At 72.3% G+C, this 25,880-nt stretch carries 26 protein-coding genes; 15 read left to right on the forward strand and 11 right to left on the reverse strand.

All coding sequences use genetic code 11. The features are described from left to right. Window positions 1–123: 123 nt before the first annotated feature. From mmpA to CTZ28_RS33360, 3 genes are all read right to left on the reverse strand, one after another. Window positions 124–270, reverse strand: coding sequence for a morphogenic membrane protein MmpA (gene mmpA, locus CTZ28_RS47335; RefSeq protein WP_183154709.1), 147 nt, complete (start codon window positions 268–270; stop codon window positions 124–126). A gap of 230 nt (window positions 271–500) precedes the next feature. Then, window positions 501–1,223 carry an endonuclease V gene (locus CTZ28_RS33355; protein ID WP_121893532.1) on the reverse strand — a complete coding sequence of 241 codons (723 nt, stop codon included), beginning with the start codon at window positions 1,221–1,223 and terminating at the stop codon, window positions 501–503. A 30-nt stretch (window positions 1,224–1,253) separates the two neighbouring features. Beyond that, complete coding sequence (locus CTZ28_RS33360) at window positions 1,254–1,580, reverse strand: plasmid stabilization protein (RefSeq protein ID WP_121893467.1); 327 nt, start codon at window positions 1,578–1,580, stop codon at window positions 1,254–1,256. A 236-nt stretch (window positions 1,581–1,816) separates the two neighbouring features. Between CTZ28_RS33360 and ssgD the strand changes: the two genes are divergently transcribed. The 3 genes from ssgD (at window position 1,817) to CTZ28_RS33375 (ending at window position 5,363) form a co-directional block, all read left to right on the forward strand. After that, window positions 1,817–2,230: a spore wall synthesis regulator SsgD gene (gene ssgD, locus CTZ28_RS33365; protein ID WP_121893468.1), complete on the forward strand. Its 414-nt coding sequence runs from the start codon at window positions 1,817–1,819 to the stop codon at window positions 2,228–2,230. 301 nt (window positions 2,231–2,531) lie between these two features. Then, window positions 2,532–4,148 carry an ABC-F family ATP-binding cassette domain-containing protein gene (locus tag CTZ28_RS33370; protein WP_121893469.1) on the forward strand — a complete coding sequence of 539 codons (1,617 nt, stop codon included), beginning with the start codon at window positions 2,532–2,534 and terminating at the stop codon, window positions 4,146–4,148. A gap of 243 nt (window positions 4,149–4,391) precedes the next feature. After that, the gene (locus tag CTZ28_RS33375) at window positions 4,392–5,363 is read left to right on the forward strand and encodes an acyl-ACP desaturase (RefSeq protein ID WP_121893470.1); all 972 of its coding nucleotides are present in this window, start codon (window positions 4,392–4,394) and stop codon (window positions 5,361–5,363) included. Window positions 5,364–5,559: 196 nt separating this feature from the next. Here the strand turns inward: CTZ28_RS33375 and CTZ28_RS33380 are convergent, their stop codons facing one another. After that, entirely contained in the window at window positions 5,560–6,051 is a 492-nt protein-coding gene (locus CTZ28_RS33380; protein ID WP_121893533.1) for a peptidylprolyl isomerase, read from the reverse strand. Window positions 6,052–6,129: 78 nt separating this feature from the next. Beyond that, a complete protein-coding gene (locus CTZ28_RS33385; RefSeq protein ID WP_183154710.1) occupies window positions 6,130–6,375 on the reverse strand; it encodes a WhiB family transcriptional regulator in 246 nt (81 codons plus the stop codon). Window positions 6,376–6,643: 268 nt separating this feature from the next. Between CTZ28_RS33385 and CTZ28_RS33390 the strand changes: the two genes are divergently transcribed. After that, entirely contained in the window at window positions 6,644–7,435 is a 792-nt protein-coding gene (locus tag CTZ28_RS33390; protein WP_121893472.1) for a VOC family protein, read from the forward strand. Window positions 7,436–7,447: 12 nt separating this feature from the next. Here CTZ28_RS33390 and CTZ28_RS33395 read toward each other — a convergent pair whose 3' ends face one another. From CTZ28_RS33395 to CTZ28_RS33410, 4 genes are all read right to left on the reverse strand, one after another. Further along, window positions 7,448–8,485 carry a LacI family DNA-binding transcriptional regulator gene (locus tag CTZ28_RS33395; protein WP_121893473.1) on the reverse strand — a complete coding sequence of 346 codons (1,038 nt, stop codon included), beginning with the start codon at window positions 8,483–8,485 and terminating at the stop codon, window positions 7,448–7,450. Between the two features lie 181 nt (window positions 8,486–8,666). After that, the gene (locus CTZ28_RS47820) at window positions 8,667–8,984 is read right to left on the reverse strand and encodes a hypothetical protein (RefSeq protein ID WP_220795476.1); all 318 of its coding nucleotides are present in this window, start codon (window positions 8,982–8,984) and stop codon (window positions 8,667–8,669) included. Continuing rightward, complete coding sequence (locus CTZ28_RS33405; protein ID WP_147481229.1) at window positions 8,981–9,271, reverse strand: hypothetical protein; 291 nt, start codon at window positions 9,269–9,271, stop codon at window positions 8,981–8,983. Before CTZ28_RS33405 ends, CTZ28_RS47820 begins: the two co-directional genes overlap by 4 nt. 12 nt (window positions 9,272–9,283) lie before the next feature. Beyond that, window positions 9,284–10,273, reverse strand: a complete 990-nt coding sequence (locus tag CTZ28_RS33410) for a multicopper oxidase domain-containing protein (RefSeq protein WP_121893475.1) — start codon at window positions 10,271–10,273, stop codon at window positions 9,284–9,286. 189 nt (window positions 10,274–10,462) lie between these two features. Between CTZ28_RS33410 and CTZ28_RS33415 the strand changes: the two genes are divergently transcribed. Beyond that, window positions 10,463–12,949 (forward strand): ThuA domain-containing protein, encoded by a 2,487-nt coding sequence (locus CTZ28_RS33415; protein ID WP_183154712.1) that lies wholly within the window; start codon window positions 10,463–10,465, stop codon window positions 12,947–12,949. A 47-nt stretch (window positions 12,950–12,996) separates the two neighbouring features. Further along, complete coding sequence (locus CTZ28_RS33420) at window positions 12,997–15,141, forward strand: OmpL47-type beta-barrel domain-containing protein (RefSeq protein ID WP_121893534.1); 2,145 nt, start codon at window positions 12,997–12,999, stop codon at window positions 15,139–15,141. Window positions 15,142–15,188: 47 nt separating this feature from the next. Here CTZ28_RS33420 and ligD read toward each other — a convergent pair whose 3' ends face one another. Beyond that, the gene (gene ligD, locus CTZ28_RS33425; protein WP_121893477.1) at window positions 15,189–16,214 is read right to left on the reverse strand and encodes a non-homologous end-joining DNA ligase; all 1,026 of its coding nucleotides are present in this window, start codon (window positions 16,212–16,214) and stop codon (window positions 15,189–15,191) included. 90 nt (window positions 16,215–16,304) lie between these two features. Between ligD and CTZ28_RS33430 the strand changes: the two genes are divergently transcribed. Continuing rightward, window positions 16,305–17,375 carry an ATP-dependent DNA ligase gene (locus CTZ28_RS33430; RefSeq protein ID WP_121893478.1) on the forward strand — a complete coding sequence of 357 codons (1,071 nt, stop codon included), beginning with the start codon at window positions 16,305–16,307 and terminating at the stop codon, window positions 17,373–17,375. Window positions 17,376–17,496: 121 nt separating this feature from the next. Beyond that, the gene (locus tag CTZ28_RS33435; RefSeq protein ID WP_121893535.1) at window positions 17,497–18,522 is read left to right on the forward strand and encodes a DUF3048 domain-containing protein; all 1,026 of its coding nucleotides are present in this window, start codon (window positions 17,497–17,499) and stop codon (window positions 18,520–18,522) included. A gap of 2 nt (window positions 18,523–18,524) precedes the next feature. Here the strand turns inward: CTZ28_RS33435 and CTZ28_RS33440 are convergent, their stop codons facing one another. Further along, window positions 18,525–18,989, reverse strand: a complete 465-nt coding sequence (locus CTZ28_RS33440) for a MarR family winged helix-turn-helix transcriptional regulator (protein WP_121893479.1) — start codon at window positions 18,987–18,989, stop codon at window positions 18,525–18,527. Between the two features lie 231 nt (window positions 18,990–19,220). Between CTZ28_RS33440 and CTZ28_RS33445 the strand changes: the two genes are divergently transcribed. From CTZ28_RS33445 to pcaDC, 7 genes are all read left to right on the forward strand, one after another. Beyond that, window positions 19,221–19,976 carry a CoA transferase subunit A gene (locus CTZ28_RS33445; RefSeq protein WP_121893480.1) on the forward strand — a complete coding sequence of 252 codons (756 nt, stop codon included), beginning with the start codon at window positions 19,221–19,223 and terminating at the stop codon, window positions 19,974–19,976. Further along, a complete protein-coding gene (locus CTZ28_RS33450; RefSeq protein ID WP_121893481.1) occupies window positions 19,976–20,620 on the forward strand; it encodes a CoA transferase subunit B in 645 nt (214 codons plus the stop codon). The genes CTZ28_RS33445 and CTZ28_RS33450 overlap by 1 nt, the downstream gene beginning before the upstream one ends. Next, window positions 20,617–21,819 (forward strand): thiolase family protein, encoded by a 1,203-nt coding sequence (locus CTZ28_RS33455; protein ID WP_121893482.1) that lies wholly within the window; start codon window positions 20,617–20,619, stop codon window positions 21,817–21,819. The genes CTZ28_RS33450 and CTZ28_RS33455 overlap by 4 nt, the downstream gene beginning before the upstream one ends. 128 nt (window positions 21,820–21,947) lie before the next feature. After that, on the forward strand, window positions 21,948–22,721 hold the full coding sequence (gene pcaH / locus CTZ28_RS33460; RefSeq protein WP_121893483.1) for a protocatechuate 3,4-dioxygenase subunit beta: 774 nt from the start codon (window positions 21,948–21,950) through the stop codon (window positions 22,719–22,721). Between the two features lie 6 nt (window positions 22,722–22,727). Continuing rightward, window positions 22,728–23,333, forward strand: coding sequence for a protocatechuate 3,4-dioxygenase subunit alpha (gene pcaG, locus CTZ28_RS33465; RefSeq protein ID WP_121893484.1), 606 nt, complete (start codon window positions 22,728–22,730; stop codon window positions 23,331–23,333). Next, window positions 23,330–24,682, forward strand: coding sequence for a 3-carboxy-cis,cis-muconate cycloisomerase (pcaB, locus tag CTZ28_RS33470; RefSeq protein WP_121893485.1), 1,353 nt, complete (start codon window positions 23,330–23,332; stop codon window positions 24,680–24,682). The genes pcaG and pcaB overlap by 4 nt, the downstream gene beginning before the upstream one ends. After that, a complete protein-coding gene (gene pcaDC / locus CTZ28_RS33475) occupies window positions 24,679–25,830 on the forward strand; it encodes a bifunctional 3-oxoadipate enol-lactonase/4-carboxymuconolactone decarboxylase PcaDC (protein WP_121893486.1) in 1,152 nt (383 codons plus the stop codon). The genes pcaB and pcaDC overlap by 4 nt, the downstream gene beginning before the upstream one ends. Window positions 25,831–25,880: the final 50 nt, after the last annotated feature.

A 25,880-nucleotide genomic window follows, 5' to 3' on the forward strand; every position in this document is an offset into this window, starting at 1 on the left:
AGAGCAAGCGCTTGGCCACGCTACCCGGACGCCGGTGTGCCCGGCCAGGTACACGAGTCGCTGTGCCCCCTTCGGGGGGGTGTCATGGCCGGGTCGCGGCCGGCGCCCGGCCGGCGCGGATCCTCACAGGGCCCACCGCAGCAGGGTGCAGATCATCGCGATCGTCCAGGCGAGCCCCGCCAGGACGGCGAGGGCCAGTGCGAGCGCTGCGCCGCGCCGGGTGAGCCGGGGGCGTCGCGTCACGGGTCGCGGGCAGGGGTGCGTCGTCATGCGGCCCAGCCTGTCGGCGCGGGGCCGCCGGCACATCCGTACACCTACTCAGACGGGGTACCCGGATTTGAGACTTTCCGGAGCCGTACGGCGCCCACGCTCGGGTTTCGGGCGGAAAAGTGCCAGGGGGCGACAGCCCGGGAGCGGGCGGGTGAGCTGGGCCGGATCCTGTGGTACTGGGGCGGGAACCTCGGTCACTACGCCCTCGAACCCGGGGACGGTTCGGCCGTCTACGACTCCGGGTACCGCGAGGTCGGGGAGTGGCGGATCGTCGCCTCCTGAAGCGCGCGGCGGCACAGCGCGTCCGCACGGCGTGTCGTCTCCGGGAGCCGGTAGCGCGGGGTGAGCGCGAGCGTGTGGGCGCAGGCGTTGTCGAGGTTCACCCGGTGGCCGACGGAGACGAAGACCGGCTTGACGGCGTCCCGGGTGCGCAGGGCGCGGCCGACCTCCTCGTCGCCCGCGAGGAGCGGCGAGGCGCTGCCGCGCTCCCGCGCCGGGTCGTCGTAGGCGAAGGTGAACGGGTTCTTGGCGACCCCGATCGTGGGCAGGCCGGTGACCACGCCCAGATGGCTGGCGAGCCCGAAGCGGCGCGGATGGGCCAGACCGTAGCCGTCGCAGACGACCAGGCCCGGCGGACCGGACAGCGAGTCGAGAGCGGCCAGCACGGTGGGGATCTCGCGGAAGGCCAGCAGTCCGGGCACGTACGGGAAGGAGACCCGGCCGACGGCGGTCGCCTCGGCGACCACCTCCAGGGTGGCCGCGTCCAGCGTGACGGCCGCCGCCGCGACGAGGTCGCGCTCGTCGTCGTAGGCGACGTCGACCCCGGTGACCCGGCCCGTCCCGGGCGGCGGCCCGGGCTCGTCGAGCACCACCCGCCCGCGCAGTTCGTCCTGCACGGCGCGGGCCTGTTCCTCGGTCGCGGGCCGGTCAGCGGGCATCGGTACGGTCGTCATGGTGGGCACGAGCGTACGGGGCACCCCGGGTCAGCTGTCGCCGAGGGCCCGTCGCAGCTCGCTCTTGTTCATGTCCGACCGTCCGTGGATGTTGCGCCGCCTGGCCTCCTCGTACAGCTGATCGTAGGTGGGGCCCTGAGCGCCCTTGCCCGAGCGAAGGCCGCCGCGCCGGCCCGAGGACATGTCCTCGACCGAGGTGCGGCTCGCCGTCCTCGACTCACCGGCGCGGGCGCGCTCCTTGTTCACGGTCCGGGCGGCGATCTCCTCGGCGCGCTGCTCGCTCTCGCCGCGGTCCAGCGCGCTCTCCTTGATGTGCTCGTACTGCCGCTCCCGCTTGGGGCTGGAACCACGTGGCACGACCGCTCACTTCCTCTCATGTCGGAGGGGTACCGAGTACCCGTGATCCGTGCCGCCACATCTGCTCAGCACGCGCGCGTGGGCGGTCCCGGGCGCCGCAGAGACGCGCGTGCATGAACGCGGTGACAGAGGTCACTCGGAATTCATGTGCACCGACGAGGCCGTTCCGTCGTCTCTTCAAGTGCCAGGTCTCGTCCACCCGGATGTTCGTCCAGCCGTCACGAGGGAGCAAGACCTTGTCCATCGTCATCGAGCAGCCCGTGGAGGCCCGCCTCGTCGCCGCCGCCCCACGCATGCCCAGCATCCCCGCCACGCTGCGCTACGACCGGCGCGACCCGTTCGCCGTCCGGATGACCTTCCCCGCCCCGGCCACCCTGGAGGGGGTGGAGGTCTGCTGGACATTCGCCCGCGACCTCCTCGCGGACGGCCTGCACGGCCCGGAGGGGCACGGCGACGTGCGCGTGCGCCCGTACGGGTACGACCGGACCGTCCTGGAGTTCCACGCTCCCGAGGGCACGGCCGTCGTGCACGTACGCTCCGCCGAGATACGCCGGTTCCTCAAGGCCACGAGCGATCTGGTGCCGCTCGGCCTGGAGCACCTCCGGCTCGGCCTCGACCACGACCTGGCCGAGCTGATGCGGGACGCCTGACGGCCGCCGCTGTGCGCCCCGCGGCGGCGCCGCCGCGGACATTTAATCGCGTTGACAGCCGTAGGCCCCCCTCGTAGCGTTCTCAGCGGTCCCTGTTGCCGCCGATCGGAGAAGGACGTTGCTCGTCTGAGGTCCTGAGTCACCGCGTCGCACACCGTCAGGTGTGGGCGTCGCGTGCGACCTCGGCGTCCGAGCCGTCCTTCGGCACTGGGCCGTTCCCCGGCCCCGGTCACCCCGGTTGCCGCCCCGCGGTGCCTCGACACGCGTTTGCCCTGATCGCACCGAGCAACCGCGAGGCCCCATGTCTTCCTCCCTCACCTGCACCTCCCTGTCCTTCGCCTGGCCCGACGGCACCCCCGTCCTCGACGGCCTCGACCTCGCCTTCGGCCCCGGCCGTACCGGCCTCGTCGGCGTCAACGGATCAGGCAAGTCGACCCTGTTGAAGCTGCTGGCCGGCGAGCTGACCCCGTCCGCCGGCACCGTCCGGGCGACCGGCGAGATCGGCTACCTCCCGCAGAACGTCACGCTCGACACCACGCTCCGCGTCGACGAGGCCCTCGGCATCGCCGCCCGGCGTGCCGCGCTGCGCGCCATCGAGGCGGGCGACACGGCCGAGGAGCACTTCGAGACGCTCGGCGACGACTGGGACGTCGACGAGCGCGCCCTCGCCACCCTGGGCGAACTCGGCCTCGGTCACATCGGCCTCGACCGGACCGTCGGCGAGGTCTCCGGCGGCGAGTCGGTGCTGCTGCGGCTGGCCGCGCTGCTGCTGCGCCGCCCGGACGCACTGCTGCTCGACGAACCCACCAACAACCTCGACCTGTACGCGCGCCGGCGGCTGTACGCGGCCGTCGCGTCCTGGCCCGGTGTGCTGGTCGTGGTCAGCCACGACCGCGAACTCCTCGACCTGGTCGACCAGATCGCCGATCTGCGGGCCGGGCGGATCACCTGGTACGGCGGCAACTTCTCGCTGTACGAGGAAGCCCGTGCCGCCGGACAGGAGGCCGCCGAGCGCATGGTGCGCGTCGCGGAGGCCGACGTGCGCAGACAGCAGCGCGAGCTGGCCGACGCCCAGGTGAAGCTGGCCCGCCGCAAGCGGTACGGGCAGAAGATGTTCGAGCAGAAACGCGTACCGAAGATCGTCATGGGGACGCGCAAGCGGGCGGCCCAGGAGTCGGCGGGCAAGCACCGCGTCCTGCACGAGGAGCGGCTGGCCGAGGCCAGGGGCCGGCTCGGCGAGGCGGTGGAGGCCGTACGCGACGACGACGAGATCCGTGTCGACCTGCCGTACACGGCCGTCCCGCCGGGCCGGGACGTCCTCACTCTGCGGGACCTGGAGCTGAGGTACGGGGCGCGGGTCGGCGGCGTCCTCGACGTACGCGGGCCGGAACGGATCGCGCTGCTCGGACGCAACGGCGCGGGCAAGACGACGCTGCTGCGCACCGTCGCCGGTCAGCTGGCACCGGTGGCGGGCGAGGCGACGGCGCACGTCCCGCTGCGCTTCCTGCCGCAGCGGCTCGACGTCCTCGACGGCGAGCTGACCGTCGCCGAGAACGTGGCCCGGTACGCGCCGGGCGCCACCGTCAACCGGGTCCGGGCCCGGCTCGCCCGGTTCCTGTTCCGTGGTGCGCGGGCCGACCGGACGGCGGCCACCCTGTCCGGCGGGGAACGCTTCCGGGCCGCGCTCGCCGCGCTGATGCTGGCGGAGCCCGCACCGCAGCTCCTCATGCTGGACGAGCCGACGAACAACCTGGACATGGCGAGCGTGCGGCAGCTGACCACGGCTCTGGAGTCGTACGAGGGTGCCCTGCTGGTGGCCAGTCACGACATGCCGTTCCTGAAGTCGGCCGGCATCACCCGCTGGCTGCTCCTGGAGGAGGGAGAACTGAGGGACATCGCACCGGAGGCCGTCGGCTGACCGCCCGGACTCCGTGTCCGTCGGGGACACCGTGGTGAGGTACCGGAACGTGGCGCTCTCTTCGAGCTTTTTCGTATCTCCTCGTGTCCCGTGCATGGCGCCTGAGCAGCGCTCTTTACGCCACACTTAACCTACGGCTTCGTAACCTACGGTTTCGTAGCCTACGATCACGTAGGTTTCCGGCATCGCTCGCCGGTACGAGCCGTTCAGCTCCCTCCTGATCATCGTCCCCCTGGAGTTCCTGTGACGATCACCTCTCCCCACCTCGGCAGTCCGTCCGCATGGACCGATGCGCGGCTGCTGTACGCGCTGGAGGAAGTGGTCGAGGGGGAACTCAACCGCCATCTGAAGGTCGCCAAGGACTGGATGCCGCACGAGTACGTGCCGTGGAGCGACGGCCGCAACTTCCCCGGGCTCTTCCCCGACGGCGAGGCCTGGGACAAGGAACAGTCGAAGGTGACCGAGATCGGCCGGACCGCGCTCGTGGTGAACCTGCTGACCGAGGACAACCTCCCCAGCTACCACCACGAGATCGCCACGCTCTTCGGCCGGGACGGCGCCTGGGGCACCTGGGTGCACCGCTGGACGGCCGAGGAGGGGCGGCACGGCATCGTGATGCGCGACTATCTGCTCGCCTCGCGCGCGGTGGACCCGGACAAGCTGGAGCAGTTCCGGATGGCCCACATGAGCGAGGGCTTCGAGTCCGACAACCGGCACTCGATGCTGCACTCGGTCGCCTACGTCGCCTTCCAGGAGCTGGCGACCCGTATCTCGCACCGCAACACCGGTCACCAGTCGGGCGATCCGGTCTGCGACCGGATGCTGGCCCGGATCGCGACCGACGAGAACCTGCACATGGTCTTCTACCGCAATCTGCTGAAGGCGGCCTTCGAGATCGCGCCCGACCTGACCATGCAGGCCGTCCGGGACGTCGTCGTGAACTTCCGCATGCCCGGCCACGGCATCCCCGGCTTCGAGCGCGCCGCCGCCCAGATGGCGATCGGCGAGGTCTACAACCTGCGCATCCACCACGACGACGTGCTCCAGCCCGTCCTGCGCTTCCTGAAGGTCATGGAGATCGACGGGCTCGGCCCCGAGGGGCTCCAGGCGCAGGAGGAACTGGGGATGTACATGGGCGGCCTGGACGCGGAGGCCCTGCGGTTCGACGAGAAGCTCGCCGCGCGCAAGGCCCGCATGGCGGCGCGGCGCGCCTGACGGCCACCGCCGGGGGGCGCACCGAACTCGCGGTGCGCCCTTCCCGTGACCGGCGTGCTGCACGGCGGGGCCGCTGTGCACCGCCGTCGCCGGTTGGGTACCGCGGCTGTCCTTGGCACCGCCGCCGGCGGCCCGTCGCTCGCGTGCAGCCGCTCGGTGCGGCTGCGCGAGGGCGTGCGGCACGCGGCGGACGGGTTCAGCAGACGCCGCTCTCGGCGATCTTGATCGTCGCACGGGTCCGGCCGTTGTGGCTGCCGAGGCCCTCGACCTTGTCCACGATCTCCTGCCCCTCGACGACCTCGCCGAAGACCACGTGCTTGCCGTCCAGCCAGTCGGTGACGACCGTGGTGACGAAGAACTGCGAGCCGTTGGTGTTCGGCCCCCGGTTCGCCATGCTCAGCAGGTAGGGGCGGTCGTGCTTGAGGGAGAGGTTCTCGTCCTCGAAGGTGCCGCCGTAGATGCTCTTGCCGCCGGTGCCGTTGCCCTCGGTGAAGTCGCCGCCCTGCAGCATGAAGTCGGGGATCACCCGGTGGAACGCCGATCCGGCGTAACCGAAGCCGGGTTTGCCGGTGGCCAGCTGCCGGAAGTTCTCGGCGGTGCGGGGCACCACGTCGTCGAAGAGCCTGAACACGATCCGGCCGGCGGGCTGCTCGTCGATCGTGATGTCGAAGTACACGTTGTCACTCATGACGATCAATCTATCTCCCGGCGGAACCCGGCCCGCGACTACGGTCGGCCCACCCGCTCCAGCTCGGCCCGTGCCGGCTCAGCGGGAGGTACGCCGCAGTTCCAGGCGTTCCTTCTCCGACAGGCCGCCCCAGACGCCGAAGCGCTCGTCGTGGTCCAGCGCGTAGTCCAGGCAGGCGGCGCGGATCGGGCACAGGCCGCAGATCCGTTTCGCCTCACGCACGGAGCTGCCGGGCTCGGGGAAGAAAAAGTCGGCCCCGGTCTGCGCGCACAACGCCCCCTCCTGCCAGGCGAGGTCGGGCGAGGTGATCGTGTCGAAGTGCATGGCCAGGATGGTGCCGTCCGGCGAAAAACGTTCGATCAACGCCGGCTCAACGCCGCGGACCGGGCCTCCGGCCGCCCCGATGATGCGCCGCGGACGGGTCGTGGCGCACGGCGGCGCGCGGGAGCCGGGTGAAAACCATGGGATTCCCTCCGGTCACTCTCGGTGACCGCGGGCCGGCCCGGCGGGCGGCGGCGCCGGGCGGCGATTGTCAGCGGCTGGTGCGACACTCGGCTGTGCACAGGAGGGGACCCTTCCGAGGAGGGCGAAGATGCTCACCACCCGTTTCGTCGACGGCGCTCCGAACTGGATCGACGTCACCACGTCCGACCTCGACGGCACCGCCGCCTTCTACGGCGGCCTCTTCGGCTGGCGGTTCCGGTCGGCGGGCCCCGAGGCCGGCGGCTACGGCTTCTTCGAGCTGGACGGCAGAACCGTCGCCGGTGGTGCGCCGATCGGCGCGGAGCAGGGCCCGCCGTCCTGGACGGTGTACTTCCGGAGCGGGGACGCGCAGGCCAGCGCGGACGCGGCCGAGCGGGCGCACGGCCGGGTGTTCTGCCGGCCGATGGACGTGATGGGGCAGGGCCGCATGGCGGTGCTGGTCGACACCGCCGGTGTGCCGTTCGGGGTCTGGCAGCCCGAGCGTCTGCAGGGCATGGACCTGGCCGGCGAGGCCGGTTCGCTGTGCTGGGTCGAGCTGTACACACCGGACGTCGCGGCGGCGGCCGCGTTCTACTACCGCACGCTCGGCCTGGAGACGTCGGCCGTGCCCTTCCCCGGTGGCTCGTACACCTGCGTCAATCCGGCCGAGGGCGGGGAGGAGGCGATGTTCGGCGGGATGGTCCCGCTGGCCGACGACCCCACGGAGGCGGCGGCCGGCGCGTACTGGCTGCCGTACTTCGAGGTCGAGGACCCGGACGCGGTCGTCGCGCGGGCGCTGGACCTGGGCGGCACGGTCCGGGTGCCCGCCACCACGGTGGAGGGCGTCGGCCGCATGGCCCGCCTCGCCGACCCCCAGGGCGCCCGCTTCGCAGTGATCCACGGCGAGCCCCCGCAGGAGTGAGCGGCCGGCGTTCTAGGCGGAGCCGCGGCGTACCAGTGTCGTCGGCAGGATCACGCCGGGTGGTGCGTCCGGCGCGTTCTTGTCGCGGTGGCCGCGGTCGAGGCCGGTCAGCAGCAGGCTCGCCATCAGGCGGCCCATCTCCTCGATGTCCTGACGGACCGTCGTCAGGGGCGGGTCGGTCTGGTCGGCGACGGGCAGCATGTCGTCGAAGCCGATCACGGCGACGTCCTCGGGCACGCGCCGGCCGCACTCGCGCAGCACGCGCAGGGCACCGGAGGCGGTGAGGTCGTTGGCGGCGAACACGGCGTCCACGTCCGGGCGGCGGTCCAGGAGTTCCCGCATGGCGCGCTCCCCGCCGGCCGGGGTGAAGTCGCTCTCCACGATCAGCCGTGGATCGGCGTCCCCCATGACGTCCCGGAAGCCGTCGAGCCGGTCCACCGCGGAGGTCTGGTCGAGGGCGCCGGTGATGTGCGCGATCCGCTTACGGCCGAGGGAGACGAGATGGCGTACGGCCGCGCGGGCCCCGCCCCGGTTGTCGGAGTCGACGTACACCGAACGGTCCGACGTGTCGCTCCAGTCGGGCCGCCCGCCGAAGACCGTGGGCACCCCCGCGCCCCGGATCAGCCCGGGCAGCGGATCGTCGAGGTGCAGCGAGAAGACGAGCGCTCCGTCGACGTGGCCGCCGGCGAGATAGCGGGCCACGCGCGCGTGGTCGTCCCGGCCCTCCGTCAGCAACAGCACGAGCTGGCTGTCATGGGCCGTCAGCTCCTTGCTGATCCCGCGGAGCTGAAGGCCGAAGAAGGGGTCGGCGAAGACCCTGGTCTCCGGTTCCGCGATGACCACGGCGACGGCGTCGTGCCGCCGGGTCACCAGGCTGCGCGCCGCCCGGTTGGGGACGTACCCGAGTTCCTCGACCGCCCGCCGCACCCGTTGCACGAGCGGCTCCCTGACCCCCTCGCCGCCGTTGACCACGCGGGACACGGTGGCCCGAGACACCCCGGCCAGCGCGGCGACGGCCTCCAGCGTGGGACGCGGCGCTGTCTCGGTCACGACGGAACTCCCCTCGGCGATTCCGGCCCAGGATAGCTCCGGGCCGCACACGGGAGAGAGCGCTCTCGGCCGGTGGGCCGCACGCCCACGGAGCGTTCCGCCACGCCCGGCAACAGCCGCCCCGGCGCGGGCGCGAGTCACGCTCAGGCCGCCGGCCCGAGCCCCGAACACGGGGCCTCACTCAAGCCGGGGGCGGGGCCATGTCCTGCCAGGGCAGGCCGCCGAGCGCGCCGTCGGCCGCGGTAAGCGGGAGCCTGGAGGCGGCCAACACCCCGTACAGTGCGGCCAGTTCACGGTCGTCGACGACGAGCGGCGCGGCGTCCAGCAGGCCGACCGCGAGTTCCCGCCCGCCAGGCCCGTCCGAGTCAGGCTGATGAGGCACTGTCCCGGCCGGGCGTCGGCCGGGCCGAGGAGGCGGGGCTCGGACGACCTCGGCCGCGGAGACCGGCACCCGTGCCGTGCACGACGCGTCGGCGGCCTGGGCGCCCGCCCCGATCATGCCGAGGACTCCCCCACGGCCGGCCGGGCCGACACCTGTGTGCCCAGGGCGGCGGCCGGCCCGGTGCGCCACCCGGCCACCCCGGCGGAGTCCGGCAGCGCCGGCAGTTCGCCGCCCGCGCCACCGTGCTGACAGATCACCCCGCGCAGGGCGGGCCGTACGCCCGGAAACCTGACGTCGGCCTTCACGATGTACGCCTCGTTCCCGGGGAACAGCAGGACGGCCCGCACCCGCTCCCCCGCGACCGCCGCCCCGGCCGACCGGCCACGACGAGGATCACGGCCCACCCCGCGGAGCGCTCAGTGCTCGTGTGCGGCCTTGGTCTCGTCCGTCGAGTGCGCCGCGTGCGGGTCATGCGGCTCGTATCCGGGGATCGTCCCGTCCGTCTTCTTGACCAGGAACAGCCCCACCATCCCCATGTCCGAGTGACTCTGGACGTGGCAGTGGTACATCCACGCGCCCGCGCCGACACCCTCCCCCGCGATCACCTGGAAGCCGAAGGAGTCGGCGGGGCCCACGATCTTGTTGTCGATCACCTGACTGGGGTCGTCCGGACCGGTGAGCATTCCGGTGCGGTTGTCCGCCCAGCGGTGACCGTGCATATGGAAGGTGTGGTAGTACTCGCCGTGCGTGATCATCACGAACTCGACCCGGTCGCCCACCGTCGCCTCGAAGTCGGGTCCGGTGTGCGGCGCACGGTTGTTGATGGTCATGTCGTTGAAGACGATGGTGTGCGTGCGGTCGGGCAGGATGTCACCCTTGCGGCGCACGATCACCGGGCCGTACAGGCCCTTGCGGACGCCGCCGGTGCCGTGCTCGGTGCCGACGACGTGGTCGTGGTAGTGCCAGTAGCCGGCGCTGCCGGAGCGCCAGGTGCCGTCCGACCGGCGGCCGGGCGCATGGGTGCGCCAGGTGTAGGTGCGAGTGCCACCGGGCTCGACGTCGCTCTTGTTCAACTTGGTGCCGTCGCTGGAGATCTCGTAGTCGAGGCCGTGGACGTGCAGGCTCACGTTCACGTCCATGGTGTTCTCGAACTCGATGTGCAGCGTGTCGCCCTCGTTCAGCTCGATGAGCGGGCCGGGGATCGAGGCCTTGCCCTTCTCGAAGCCGTAGCCCATCTGCCCGTCGGCGAGCTTCTCGGCGTAGAGCTTGATGTGTCTGACGTCGCCGCCGGCCGGCGCGGTGCGCGGCGGTGTGGCCGCGCTGACGGCCTCCGGCGCCAGTGACAACGATGTCGCGACCGCCGCGCCGCCCAGCAGCACCTTCCGGTTGAACGCGCGTCTGTCCATGCGGAACTCCCCACCTCGGTAAGGGCTTTGCGGAGGCGTACCTGTGATGAACCTGTGCGACGGTACCTGTCCGGCGCCCGTTTATCCACTCTCAGGACAAAGTTTGTTTGATTGCGGTCGTAAGTATTGGCGAGCCGAGCAAAGGGGCCTAGCTTTCTTGGCGCTGTTGCCGTGACCGAGGAGGTGCCCATGCGCTTACGAGAGTTGAGCGCCAGAAGCAGGAGAAGACGGACCTGGGCGGCCACCATGACCGCGGGAGTCGTCGCGGCCGGACTGCTCTCGGGGCCGGCCGCGAGCGCGCGACCGGCCCCGGACCCATCCCTGACAACGATGTCGATCAAGTCGCCGCCGGGCGGCGCGAACGTAAGGGTGCTGCTCTTCTACGGCTCCGCGGCCGCCGGCGACGAGTCACCGCTGGTGAACGCCGGGATCGCGGCGATCGAGAAGATAGGTCTGGCCGGCCCGGCGCAGGAGCGCTTCACCGTCGAGGCCACCGACGACGCGGCCGTGTTCACCAACGCGACGAAGCTCGGCCGCTTCAACTCCGTCGTCTTCCTGACCGGCGGCGGCGATGTCCTCGATCCCGACCAGGAGGCCGGACTCGAGGCCTACATGGAGGCGGGCGGCGGATTCGTCGGCATCCATGACGCGGCCCGCGCCGAGCCGTACTCGGACTGGTTCACCGGTCTGATCGGCGCCCGCCCGGCCGCCTCGAGCCCGGCGGCGGTCCAGCGGGCCACGGTCGAGGTGGGCGACCGCCGGCATCCGGCCACCAAGGACCTGCCGCTCCAGTGGAAGCGGCCGGACCAGTGGTTCAACTGGGTGAAGAACCCGTCCGGCGACGTGCACACGGTGGCCCGGGTGCGCGAGTCGACGTACCAGCCCGGGGCGAGCGCCAACGGCGCGGACCACCCGGTCAGCTGGTGCCGGGACTACGACGGCGGCCGGTCCTTCTACACCGGCATGGGCGGCACCGTCTCGTCGTACGACGAGACCGACTTCCGCACCCATCTGCGCGGCGCCCTGCTGTGGACGACCCGGCTCAGCCAGGCCGACTGCACGGCGACCATCAACGCCAACTACCGCGCCGAGCGCCTCACCCAGGCCAACCAGCCCGGGCAGAACGACCAGATCGGCGAGCCGCACGGCCTGGTCACCGCGCCCGACGGCCGGGTGCTGTACATCGGCCGCGGCGGCGCGGACTCCTCGCAGCCCGTGATCACCGACTGGAACAACCCGGACGTGGGCAAGGGCAAGGGGCAGATCCACGTCTACGACCCGAAGACCAAGAAGGTCACCCTGGCCGGGGAGCTGACGGTCTTCGGCAACAAGGGCGGCGGCGACGAGCTGACGAAGGTCGAGGAGGGGCTGCTCGGGATCGAGCTCGACCCGCGCTTCGAGCAGAACGGCTGGGTGTACCTGCACTACACACCCCACGCCCAGCTCAACCGCGACACCCAGATGGCGGAGCGGCGGGTCTCCCGCTTCACCCTCGATCCCGCCACCGACAAGCTCGACCTGAGCAGCGAGAAGGTGCTGCTCAAGTGGCCGGTGCAGGTGCACAGTTGCTGTCACGCGGGCGGCGGGATGACCTGGGACTCCCGGGGCAACCTGTACATCGCCACCGGTGACAACAACTCCAGCGGGTTCAGCGACGGGTACTCCGGCAACAACCCGCAGCCCAGCTACAAGGGTGTGTCCTTCGCCGACGCGCGCCGCACCGCGGGCAACACCAACAACCTCAACGGCAAGATCCTGCGCATCCATCCGGAGCCCGACGGGACGTACACCCTGCCGGAGGGCAACCTCTTCACCGGCAAGGAGACCGACGAGGGCGGCGGCAAGACACGCGGCGAGATCTATGTGATGGGTGTGCGCAACCCCGCGCGCATCTTCGTCGACAGGACGACGGACGTCCTGTACGCGGGCTGGGTCGGCCCGGACGCGGGCGAGCCGTCGACCACCTGGGGTCCGGCCAAGTACGACACGTTCGCCGCCATCACCGAGGCGGGCAACCGGGGCTGGCCGTACTGCATGGGCAACAAGCAGCCCTACCGGGACCGCAATCTGCCCGACCCGTCGAAGCCGCTGGGCTGGTACGACTGCGACCACCCGAAGAACGAGTCGCCGAACAACGACGGGCTGGTCGACATCCCGCCGGTCACCGGCAACAACGTCTGGTACTCGCCCCAGGGCGGCGGCCCGGACTACCCGCGTGACGCGAACGGGATCCCCTCGTACAAGAAGGACGAGGCCACCTACCGGCTGCCGTGGCTCAAGGGCGGCGGGCAGGCCGCGATGAACGGTCCCGTCTACCGCTACGACGCGACGAGCGACAGCGCCGTGAAGTGGCCCGCGTACTGGGACGGCAAGTGGTTCATCGGTGACTTCTACGACGCCGACCAGCCGCGCAACGCCGTGCTCATGGATCCGAAGACCCAGGGCGACGGCGGGCTGCCGGTGCACTCGGAGTCCCTGAAGAAGATCGTGCCGATCGGCAACGAGGGCATCAAGAACCTCATGGACTGGAAGTTCGGTCCGGACGGCTCGCTGTACGTCCTCGACTACGGGCGCGGCTTCTTCACCTCGGACGGCAGGTCGGCGCTGTGGCGGGTGACGTACACCGGCGGCGGTCCGACACCGGCCGCCGACCAACTCGCCAGGGGGGCACAGTGATACGACAGCGAAGACTCCTGACGGCGCTGCTGGCCGCCGTCCTCGTGATGCTCGGGCTCCAGGCGACGCCCGCCGCCGGGCGCGACGACGCACCGGCGGCGGCCGAGCAGGTGCTCACCTGGACCGCGGGCGACGACATCACCAAGTACCTCTCGGCACCGACCACGGCGGTCGCGGGGCAGGCCACGATCGTCTTCGAGAACAGCGCGGCGACCGGCAACACCACCGGCATGCCGCACACGCTGACCTTCGTGACCAGCGATCCGGAGTTCAACAACGACGTCCAGGTCAACATCCTCGCCAACCCGTTCGACGATCAGGGCGGCCGGCACACCGCCGAGGTCACCCTGACCCCGGGCCGCTACTTCTACCACTGCACCATCCCCGGCCACGGCCAGATGCAGGGCATCCTGGTGGTGACCGAGGGCGGTGGCTCGGACACGACGGCGCCGGAGACCTCGGCGACGGTCGACGGCACCCGCAACGCGCAGGGCGAGTACGTCGGTTCGGCGAGCGTGTCGATCGCCGCCACCGACGAGGGCTCCGGCGTGGACCGGGTCGAGTACGCGATCGGCGGCGAGGGCGCCTGGCAGCCGTACACCACCCCTGTGGTGATCGACCAGGTGGGCACCCACACCGTGCGCTACCGGGCGACCGACAAGGCGGGCAACGTCGCCGCTGAGAAGAGCGTGGAGTTCACCGTCGTCGCCCCGCCGTCGGACGACTCGACCCCGCCGGACACCTCGGCGACGGTCAGCGGTGAGCGCAACGCCGACGGCGCCTACATCGACATGGCCACGGTCACGGTCACCGCCTCGGACACCGGGTCGGGGGTCAACACCATCGAGTACGCGGTCGGCACGGGCGCCTGGCAGCCCTACACCGGCCCGGTGATGGTGCATCAGACCGGCACCCACACCGTCCGCTACCGGGCCACGGACAAGGCGGGCAATGTGTCCGCCGACAAGAGCGTGGAGTTCACCGTGGTCTCCGCGCCGCCGCAGGACACCACCGCGCCGGTCACCGGCGTGAGCGTCGACGGCACGCGCAACTCGGACGGGGCGTACGTGGGCAACGCCAAGGTGACCGTGACCGCCACGGACGAGGGCGGTTCCGGGGTGGCCGGCATCGAGTACTCGCTCGACGCCGGGCCCTATCTGGCGTACACCGCCCCCGTGGTGGTGGACCGGGCCGGTGCGCACACCGTGGCGTACCGGGCGAGCGACAAGGCCGGCAACACCTCCGAGTCGCGGTCCGTGAGCTTCACGGTCGTCTCGGGCGGCGGCGTGCCCGCGCCCAACTGCCCGGAGTACGACGAGCGGTTGACGGTGATCGTCGGGACGGTCGACACGGGTGTGCCGAACCGGGTCACCAACAACCGGTGCCGCATCAACGAGTTGATCGAGGACGAGAAGGAGTGGACGTCCCAGGCGCTGTTCCTCAAGCATGTGAAGACGGTCCTGGACCGGCTCCGCAAGGAAGGTGTGGTCGACCAGCGGGAGTACAACGTCATCCAGCAGGCCGCCCGCGAGTCCGGCGTCGGCAAGCCGGGCCAGACCACGGGCTACCGCACGATCCTGGACGGCACCGCCGACTCGTTCGCCAAGTGGGAGCACGTGGGCGGCGGTTCGTTCGCGCTGAACGGCGACGGGTCGATCACCAGCGGCACCAGCAAGGACGGCCTGGGCATGCTGTGGTTCCCGCAGCGCAAGTACGGCGACTTCTCGCTGCGGCTGCAGTGGCGTGACGACGCTCCGGGCACCGGCAACGCCAACTCCGGTGTGTTCGTGCGGTTCCCGCAGGTCCACGACCACCCGGAGGAGTCACGGCCGGAGTGGGTCGCCATCAAGTTCGGGCACGAGGTGCAGGTGTTCGACCGGCCCGACGGCGACATGTACAAGACCGGCTCGATCTACGGCTTCGACCGGGTCGGGCTGGCCGGCGCCGGTGTGACGCAGAAGGGCACCTGGAACGACTACGAGATCCGGGTGGTCGACCAGCACTACTCCGTCTACCGCAACGGCGTGCTGATCAATGAGTTCGACAACATCGGCGGCCAGGACTTCTACCCGGCCCGCTCGGACGACCCGGGCACGGACGGGCGGCGGTTCGCCTCCGGCTACGTCGGACTCCAGGTGCACAGCACGACGGACGTGATCTCCTACCGGGACATCCGGATCAAGGACCTGTAGGGGACGCGCCGTACCGAGGAACCGTGCGGCGAGGAGCCGGCCGGCCGTCAGGACCCGGCCGGCTTCTCCTTGCGCGCCCGGCTCGGCTGCACCCGCTTGGGCTCCCCCGGCATCTTCGGGTACTCGGGCGGGTACGGCAGGTCGCCCAGCCCGTGCTCGTGCTCGTCCCGGCGCGCCAGGTCGAGCAGGGCGTCCAGGGAGAAGGCGTGCTCGTCCATGTCCGCGTGCACATCGCCCAGTTCGGCGAAGCGCGCGGGCATGGTCGCGAGGTCGAAGTCCTGGGGCCGGGCGTCGTCCACCTCGGACCAGCGCAGCGGGGCCGAGACGGGGGCGTGCGGGCGGGGGCGCACGGAGTAGGCGGAGGCGATGGTGCGGTCGCGCGCGGTCTGGTTGTAGTCGACGAAGATGCGCTCGCCGCGCTCCTCCTTCCACCATTTGATCGTCACCTGCTCCGGCATCCGGCGCTCCAGCTCCCGGCCCACGGCGATCGCCGCGCGCCGCACCTGGGTGAAGGTCCAGCGCGGCTCGATCGGCACGAAGACGTGCAGGCCGCGTCCGCCGGAGGTCTTGGGCCAGCCCCGCAGCCCGCCGAACTCGTCGAGGACCGCGCGCAGTTCGTGGGCGGCGCGCACGGCGTCGGCGAAGTCGGTGCCGGGCTGCGGGTCGAGGTCGATGCGCAGTTCGTCGGGCCGGTCGACGTCGTCGCGGCGCACCGGCCAGGGGTGGAAGGTGAGCGTGCCGAACTGCGTCGCCCACACGACGGCGGCCTCCTCGGTGGGACACATCTCGTCGGCGCTGCGCCCGCTGGGGAAGGTGATGTGGGCGGTCGGGATCCAGTCGGGCATGTTCCTGGGCGCCCGCTTCTGGAAGAAGGACTCGCCGGACACACCCTCGGGGTAGCGCTCCAGGGTGGTGGGGCGGTTGCGCAGGGCGCGCAGGATGCCGGGGCCGACCGCCAGGTAGTACTGGGCGAGGTCGAGCTTGGTGAAACCGCGCTCCGGGAAGAAGACCTTGTCCGGGCTGGACAGCCGTACCGTCCGGCCGCCCGCCTCCAGTTCCACCGCGTCACCCATGGGGACACGGTAGGCGTAGCGGGCACACCTCGCACACCGGGACGCACCCGGCGCTATGCGCGATGCGGCACGCACGCGCACAATCGGAGCATGGATCTGCCGGTCATGCCGCCCGTGAAGCCGATGCTCGCCAAGTCGGTGGCGAGCATCCCGCCGGACCTGCACTACGAGGCGAAGTGGGACGGCTTTCGCGCCATCGTGTTCCGCGACGGCCCCGAGGTGGAGCTTGGCAGTCGCACCGGGAAGCCGCTGACCAGGTACTTTCCCGAACTGGTGGCGGCGCTCAAGGAGCGGGTGCCCGAGCGGTGCGTGCTGGACGGGGAGATCGTGATCGCGCTGAACGGCCGTCTGGACTTCGACGCGCTGACCGAGCGCATCCATCCGGCCGACTCCCGGGTGCGCACGCTCGCCGAGCGGACACCCGCCTCGTTCGTCGCCTTCGATCTGCTGGCGCTGGACGACGCATCGCTGCTGGACGTTCCGCTGACGGACCGGCGGGCGCTCCTGGTGCGGGCGCTGTCCGGCACGACGGCGCCGGTGCACCTGGCGCCGGCGACCACGGACATCGAGGTGGCGCGGCGGTGGTTCGAGCAGTACGAGGGCGCGGGCCTGGACGGCGTCATCGCCAAGCCCCCGGCCGGGCGTTACCGGCAGGACGAGCGGGCGATGTTCAAGATCAAGCATGAGCGCACCGCGGACGTCGTGGTGGCCGGCTACCGCTTCCACAAGAGCGGCCCGGTGGTGGGCTCGCTGCTGCTCGGCCTGTACGACGACCGCGGCACGCTCCAGCACGTGGGCGTGTCCGCCGCGTTCCCCATGAAGCGGCGTGCGGAGCTGGTCGAGGAGCTGGCGCCGCTGCGGATGGCGGATGCGGCCGGGCATCCGTGGGCGGCCTGGTCCGAGGAGTCCGCGCACGAGACGGCCCGGCTGCCCGGGGCGCCGAGCCGCTGGTCGGGCAAGAAGGACCTGTCCTGGGTGCCGCTGCGACCGGAGCGGGTGGCGGAGGTGGCGTACGACCACATGGAGAACGGGGCCCGTTTCCGGCACACGGCCCGCTTCCGCCGCTGGCGCCCGGACCGCACCGCCGAGAGCTGCACCTACGCCCAGCTGGAGGAGCCGGTGGGCTACGACCTCGCGGAGATCCTGGGCCCGCAGAGCTGACACACGGCGCGCGCCCGGGCGACGGGCGGCTGGGCCGATCGGCGTAGTCGGCGCGCGCGATCGGGTTCCCTCGGGTAAAGGGCCGTCGATGAACCGAACCTATGAACGGACGATCGACGGCATGGACGGGGTGGCGACGGTGGGCGTGGGGCAGCGGGTGCGCGGACGGCGCACGGCGACGACGGCGGCCGTGCTGGCCGCCACGATCATGGCCTTGCTGGTGGCGGGCTGCACGGCGCGGCACCGCCCGGTGGACGACGGCCGCGGCCGGGAGGTCCGCCCGGCGCCGTCGACGAGCGCCACGACGGGCGCGGGGCCCGGCACCGCGAGCGGCCCGGTACTCGCGGTGAAGATCGACAATGTGGGTGCCGCCCGCCCGCAGACGGGCCTGGACGCGGCGGACGTGGTGTACGCGGAGCAGGTCGAGGGCGGGCTGAGCCGGCTGATGGCGGTGTACGCCGCCAGACTGCCCGCGGTCGTGGGACCGGTACGCAGCGCCCGCGAGTCCGATCTGGAGCTGCTGCGTCAGTTCGACCGGCCGACGCTCGCCTTCTCCGGGGCGCAGCACAAGCTGCTCCCGCTGATCGACCGGGCGCCGCTGCGGCCGGCGACGCCCGACGACACGCCCGACGCGTACTTCCGCGCGGGCGACAGACCCGCGCCGCACAACCTGTATCTGCGCCCGCGGCGGCTGCTGTCCGAGCCGCCCGGCGCGGCGGCCCTGACCACGGGCTTCCACTACGGCGCCGCGCCCTCGGGGGGCCGGGCCGAGAGCTCGCGCACCGTGCGCTATCCGTCGGCCCGCTTCACGTTCACCTGGTCCGCGGACCGCGGTCGCTGGCTGGTCTCCATGGACGGCAGACCCGCCGAGACCGCCGACGGTGCGCGGGTGGCTCCCGCGACGGTCGTGGTGCAGTACGTGACGGTGCGCCCGTCCGCCTACCACGATGTGCTCGGCAACAACACGCCGTACACGGAGACGGTGGGCTCCGGGACGGCGGAGGTGCTGCGCGGCGGCCGGGCCTACGACGCCGTCTGGAAACGGGCGGACGCGAGCGGCGGCACCGAGTTCAGCACGGCGGACGGGGAACCGCTGAACTTCGCCGAGGGCCAGGTGTGGGTGGTGTTCGCGCGGGCCGCCCGCTGAGCTCAGGGCCGGGCGGCCAGGGGCTCCGCGGGATGGCGCAGCCCCTCCGCCGCGTCCGCGACCCGGCGGATCAGATCGAAGAACACGCCCTGCTCCGCGGCGGAGAGCGGGGCCAGGAAGACCTGGTTCATCCGGGCGGTGCGCACGGTCAGCTTGCGGTGGGTGCGCAGGCCGTCCTCGGTGAGCCGGAGCAGAAAGCGCCGGCCGTCCCGCGGGTCGCGCACCTTGCCCAGCAGTCCCCGGCGGCCGAGCCGGCTGATCACCTCGGCGACGGTGGACCGGTCGAGGCCCACCCGCTCCCCCACGGTGCGCTGGTCCAGGCCTGGCTCGACGACGAGCGCGTTCAGGACCGCGAACTGCGGCGAGGTGATCTCCTCCGAGACCATCGTGTTCCACAGCAGGTAGTGCGCCTGCTGGAGCCGCCGGGCCAGGTGCCCGGGATGGGTGGTGAGGTCCACCGCGGCCATGTGTGCTCCCGTGGTCGAATTCGTCGGTGCACTGAACGATACCCATCGGCAGCTCGCCTGTCTGCGGCCACTATCCGCGTCACCCGAGGTCTTGACGCCCTCGTGGGGCGGTGGCAGCGTGAGGGGCACTTCAGCGAATAGTCAGTGCCCTGATTAATTCCGGGCTTGAGCTTGACTTGGCGTGCTTGCTGCACCGTCGTCGGGGTGTTCGGACGAGAGAGGGCTTCACGGATGGACAAGGTGGTCGCCACGGCCCTGGAGGCGGTGGCGGATGTGCCGGACGGTGCGTCGCTGGCAGTGGGCGGCTTCGGGCTGAGCGGCGTGCCGAACGTGCTGATCCAGGCGGTGTACGAGCGGGGTGTCTCGGGTCTGGGCGTGGTCTCGAACAACTGCGGGGCGATGGAGTCCGGGCTGGCGGTGCTGCTGGCGGCGGGCCGGATCGCCCGGGTGACCGGGTCCTACATCGGGGCGAACAAGGAGTTCGCGCGGCAGTATCTGGCCGGTGAGCTGGAGGTCGAGCTGATCCCGCAGGGCACGCTGGCGGAGCGGCTGCGGGCCGGCGGTGCCGGGATCCCCGCGTTCTACACGCCGGCCGGGGTGGGCACGCAGGTCGCCGAGGGCGGGCTGCCCTGGCGCTACGACGGCTCCGGCGGCGTCGCGCTGGCCTCCCCGGCGAAGGAGGTGCGGGAGTTCGACGGCGTCGAGTACGTGCTGGAGCGGGGGATCCGGACGGACTTCGCGCTGGTGCGCGCGGCCAGGGGCGACCGGCACGGGAACCTCGTCTTCAACAAGTCCGCCCGGAACTTCAACCCGCTCGCGGCGATGGCCGGCCGGGTGACGGTGGCCGAGGTGGAGGAACTGGTGGAACCCGGCGCCATCGACCCGGACGCGGTGCAGCTGCCGGGCGTCTTCGTGCAGCGGGTGATCGCCCTGACGCCCGAGCAGGCCGCGGACAAGAAGATCGAGCAGCGGACGGTGAGCAGCTGATGGCCTGGAGCCGCGAGGAGATGGCCGCGCGGGCCGCACGCGAGCTGGCGGACGGCCAGTACGTCAATCTCGGCATCGGGCTGCCGACGCTCATCCCGAACCATCTGCCGCCCGGCGTCGAGGTGATCCTGGAGTCGGAGAACGGCATTCTGGGCACCGGCCCGTACCCGGCCGAGGACCAGGTCGACCCGGATCTGATCAACGCGGGCAAGGAGACCGTCACCGTGCTGCCGGGTGCGTCCTTCTTCGACTCGGCGCTGTCCTTCTCGATGATCCGCGGCGGGCACATCGACGTCGCGGTGCTGGGCGCCATGCAGGTGTCGCGGAGCGGCGATCTGGCGAACTGGGCGGTCCCGGGGAAGATGATCACCGGGATCGGCGGGGCGATGGACCTGGTGCACGGCGCCCGCACGGTGATCGTGGTGATGACCCACACCGCGAGGGACGGCTCACCGAAGATCGTGGAGCGGTGTGCGCTGCCGCTCACCGGCAAGGCATGTGTGAACCGGATCATCACCGATCTCGGCGTGATCGACGTGACCGACGACGGGCTGTCGCTCGTCGAGTGCGCGCCCCACGTGGACGCGGACGAGATCGTCGCGAAGACCGACGCCGAACTGAGCGTCGCGGAGGGACTGCTGTGAACCCGGTGTACATCGTCGATGCCGTACGCACGCCGATCGGACGGTACAACGGCGCGCTCGCGTCCGTCCGCCCGGACGACCTGGCCGCCCACGCGATCGGCGCGCTCCTCGGCCGTACCCCCGGCCTGGATCCGGCGCGGATCGAGGACGTGTACGTCGGCAACGCCAACGGAGCGGGCGAGGAGAACCGCAACGTCGGCCGCATGGCCGCACTGCTGGCGGGGCTGCCGGTCTCCGTGCCGGGCGTCACCGTCAACCGGCTGTGCGCGTCCGGTCTGGAGGCGGTCGTGCAGGCGGCCCGGGCCGTCGCGGCCGGCGACGCCTCCGTCGTCGTGGCGGGCGGGGTCGAGTCGATGACCCGGGCGCCCTATGTCCTGCCCAAGTCCGACCGGCCCTTCCCGGCCGGGCACGCCGAGCTGTACTCGACCACGCTCGGCTGGCGCATGGTCAACCCCCGGATGGACCCGCAGTGGACCGTCCCGCTCGGCGAGTCCGCCGAACTCATCGCGGAGAAACACAAGATCAGCCGCGCGCAGCAGGACGAGTTCGCCCTGGACAGCCACCGGAAGGCGGCAGCGGCCCAGGCGGCGGGCCTGTTCGACGCCGAACTCGCCCCCGTGACGATCCCGCGGCGCGCCGGCGACCCGGTCGTCCTCGCCGCCGACGAGTCCGTACGGCCCGACGCCTCGCTCGCCGCGATGGCGAAGCTCAAGCCGTCCTTCCGGGACGCGAACGGCACCGTCACCGCGGGCAACGCGTCCCCGTTGAACGACGGCGCCGCGGCCCTGCTGCTCACCGACGAGGAGGGCCTGCGGGCCACCGGGCGCGAGCCGCTGGCCCGCGTCGCGGCGACCGGGGTCGCCGCGCTCGACCCGCAGTACTTCGGGCTCGCCCCGGTCGAGGCCGTGCACCGCGCGCTCGCCAGGGCCGGCCGGGGATTCGGCGATCTGTCCGTGCTGGAGCTGAACGAGGCCTTCGCCGCGCAGGTCCTCGGCTGTCTCGCCGAGTGGCCCGAGTTCGACCCGGCGATCCTCAACCCGCGGGGCGGAGCCATCGCGCTCGGCCACCCGCTCGGCGCCTCCGGCGCCCGGCTCGCGGGCACCGTCGCCCACCAGCTCGCCCGGCGCGGCTCCGGCACCGGTGTGGCCACCCTCTGCATCGGCGTCGGCCAGGGCCTCGCCCTCGTCCTCGAACGGTAGCGCCGCGCCGCCCGCGCCCGATGACGACCGCGGGCCGGCTGCGGCTGGTCGCGCGGTTCCCGCGCCCTCGCCGGGGTGCGACACCGCCCCTGCTCCGATGAGCCCCTCCGGATCGCCAGGAAGCCCCCATGACTCTCACCCAGCACGACATCGACCAGGAGATCGCGGCCGCGCACGCCGCGTACGAGAAGCGGGTCGCCGAGGGCGCCCCCGTGGAGCACCATCCGCGCCGCGACTACGCCCCGTACCGCTCCTCGGTGCTGCGCCACCCGAAGCAGCCGCCGGTCGCCGTCGACGTACGGCAGGACCCGGAGCTGGTGGAGCTGCACTCCCCCGCCTTCGGGGAACGCGACATCACCGAGACCGACAACGACCTCACCCGGCAGCACACGGGTGAGCCGATCGGGGAGCGCATCACCGTCTCCGGCCGACTCCTGGACCGCGACGGCCGTCCGGTGCGCGGCCAGCTGATCGAGATCTGGCAGGCCAACTCGGCCGGCCGCTACGCCCACCGGCGCGAGCAGCACGACGCCCCGCTGGACCCCCACTTCACCGGCGTCGGCCGCACCCTGACCGACGCCGGGGGCCGCTACCGGTTCACGACCGTCCAGCCGGGCCCCTACCCCTGGCGCAACCACGTCAACGCGTGGCGCCCGGCGCACATCCACTTCTCGGTGTTCGGCACGGCGTTCACCCAGCGGCTGGTGACGCAGATGTACTTCCCGAACGACCCGCTGTTCCCGTACGACCCGATCCTGCAGTCCGTGACGGACGACGCGGCCCGGCAGCGGCTGGTGGCCACCTACGACCACAGCCTGTCGGTGCCGGAGTTCTCGTTGGGCTACCACTGGGACATCGTGCTGGACGGCCCGCGCGCCACCTGGATCGAGGAAGGACGCTGACCCGCCATGACGAGGATCGACACGGACCGGCCCGAGAGCGTGCTGCCCACCCCCTCGCACACGGTCGGCCCCTTCTACGGCTATGCGCTGCCCTTCCCCGGCGGCGGTGACCTCGCGCCGGTGGGCCACCCGGACACGATCACCCTCCAGGGGCATGTGTACGACGGCGCGGGCGAGCCGCTGCCGGACGCGCTCGTGGAGCTGTGGGGCCCGGACCCGGACGGCACCGTGCCGCGGGTCGACGGCTCGATCCGGCGCGACCCGGCCACCGGCGGCCATCTGGGCCGCAACGGCGTGGAGTTCACCGGCTGGGGGCGGATCCAGACGGACGCCGCCGGGCACTGGTACGCGCGCACGCTGCGGCCCGGCCCGCGCGGGTCCTGCGCCCCCTGCCTGAGCGTGTGCGTCTTCGCGCGCGGACTGCTCGTCCACCTGTTCACCCGGATCTATCTGCCCGGGGACGAGGCCGCCCTGGCCGCGGACCCGCTGCTCGCCCGGGTCGCCCCCGAGCGGCGCGGCACGCTGATCGCCACCGACGAGGGCCGGGGGACGTACCGGTTCGACATCCGGCTGCAGGGCGAGGGCGAGACCGTCTTCCTGGAGTACCGGTGACCCGCGGCGGGCGGGCGGCGCCGCAGGCGGACGGCGACGCCGGTCTGCTCGCCCCCGGGTGGACCGGCTCACCCGCCGCGAACGCGACGAGCGACACCGCGTATCTGCGGGCGCTGCTCGACGCGGAGGCCGCGCTGACCCGCGCCCAGGCCGCACTGGGGCTCGCACCGGCCGAGGCCGCGCGGGCGGTGACCGAGGCCGCCGGTACCGCCCGTTTCGACCTCCGTTCCCTCGCCGACCGCGCCCGGGCCGGCGGGAACCCGGTGCTCCCCCTGGTCGCCGATCTGACCGCGGCGGTCGGCGCGGAGTACGGACCGTACGTCCACCGGGGCGCCACCAGCCAGGACATCCTGGACACGGCGACCATGCTCGTCGCCGTGCGCACCCTGGCGCCGGTCCTCGCCGACCTCACCCGGACCGAGCGGGCCCTGGCCCGGCTGGCCGCCGAGCACCGCGACACGCCGATGCCGGGGCGCACGCTGACCCAGCACGCCGTACCGACCACCTTCGGGCTGAAGGCGGCGGGCTGGCGCTCGCTGGTGCTCGACGCGCGGGACCGCGGCACGCTGGTCCGCGCCGCGCTGCCCGCGCAACTCGGCGGCGCGGCCGGGACGCTGGCCGCCCTCGGCGCGTTCGGCGCGCCGGACGCGCTCGCCCTGCCCGCCGCCTACGCCCAGGAACTCGGGCTCGCCGCACCCCTGTTGCCCTGGCACACGCTGCGCACCCCGATCGCAGACCTGGCGGGCTGCCTGGCCTTCACGACCTGCGCGCTCGGCAAGATCGCCGCGGATGTGCTCACCCTGTCCCGCACCGAGATCGGCGAGGTCACCGAGGGCAGCGGCGGCGGCTCGTCCGCCATGCCGCACAAGGCGAACCCGGTGCGGTCCACGCTGATCGCGGCGGCGGCCCGGCGGGCCCCGCAGCTCGCCGCGACGCTCCACGGCTCGCTGGTGGCCGACGACGAGCGGCCCGCCGGGGCCTGGCACGCCGAGTGGGAGCCGCTGCGCGACCTGCTCCGGCTGACGGGCGGCGCGGCCCGGGACGCGGCGGAGCTGGCGGAGGGGCTGCGGGTGCACCCGGACGCGATGCGCCGCAACCTCGATCTCACCCACGGGCTGATCGTCTCGGAACGGCTGTCGGCCGAGCTGACACCGGTCCTCGGCCGCGCCCGCGCCAAGGAACTGCTCACCGGACTCGCCCACCGCGCCCGCACCGAGGGACGCGCCCTCGGCGCGCTCCTCGCGGCCGAACCCGAGCTGACGGACGTCGACCTCGACGACCTCACCGATCCCGCCCGTTACACCGGCTCCGCCGGAGCCCTCACCGACCGTGCCCTGGAGCGACATTGACCGGAAAACTCCTCAACCACCGTGCCGAAGGCTCCGCTTCGGCTCCCCCGCTGCTGCTCGGCCCCTCCCTCGGCACCTCGTACGCGCTGTGGGACGCGGTCGCCCCCGAACTGTCGACCTCACACCGGGTGGTCCGCTGGGACCTGCCGGGACACGGCGGTTCGGCGGCGGACCTGATCGGGCCGGGGGCCGACGTGGGCGACCTGGCCCACCTGGTGCTCGCGCTCGCCGACTCCCTCGGCATCGAACGCTTCGCCTACGCGGGCGTGTCGCTCGGCGGCGCGGTGGGGCTGCATCTCGCCGTGCACCACCCCGAGCGGCTCGACACGCTGGCCGTGATCTGTACCTCCGCCCACTTCAACGGCGCCGCTCCCTGGCAGGAGCGGGCCGAGCGGGTCCGCCGGGAGGGGGTCCGGTGGCTGGCGGAGAACGCCGACGCCCGCTGGTTCACACCGGGTTTCACCGTGCCGCGGCTCGTCCGGGACCAGCGGGACGCCGACCCGGCTGCCTACGCCGCCTGCTGCGACGCCCTGGCCTCGTTCGATCTGCGGGACCGGCTGGCCTGGATCTCCGTGCGCACGCTGCTGGTCGCGGGCCGGGAGGACCGCGCGACCCCGCCCGCCCACCTGCGGGAGATCGCGGACGCGGTGCCCGGTGCCGCGCTCGTCGAGATCCCCGGGGCCGCGCACCTGGCGCCCGCCCAGTGCCCGCGGGCCGTGCTGACCGCGCTGCGGACGCACCTGGGCGGCGCGGCCGCCGGTACCGGGCAGGGCATGGCGGTGCGCCGGGAGGTGCTGGGCGACGCGCACGTCGACCGGGCGCAGGCCCGGCAGACCCCGTTCACGGCCCGCTTCCAGGACTTCATCTCCCGGTACGCCTGGGGCGAGATCTGGACCGATCCGACGCTCTCGCGCCGCGAACGCAGCATGATCACGCTGACGGCCCTGGTCGCGCGGGGCCACCACGACGAACTCGCGATGCATGTACGGGCGGCCAGGCGCAACGGGCTCACCCCCGAGGAGATCGGCGCGGTCCTGCTGCAGACGGCCGTGTACTGCGGTGTCCCGGCGGCCAATTCGGCGTTCGCCACCGCCCAGCGGGTGCTCGCCGAGGAGGACACGCCGGGCACGGGACCGCACGGAGGGTGACCCTGGTGGTCGTAGCAACAGAAGCATCTGCCGCCCGCCGGCCCGCCGTG

It is taken from the genome of Streptomyces shenzhenensis (assembly GCF_003688995.1).
Classification (GTDB): Bacteria; Actinomycetota; Actinomycetes; order Streptomycetales; family Streptomycetaceae; genus Streptomyces; species Streptomyces shenzhenensis_A.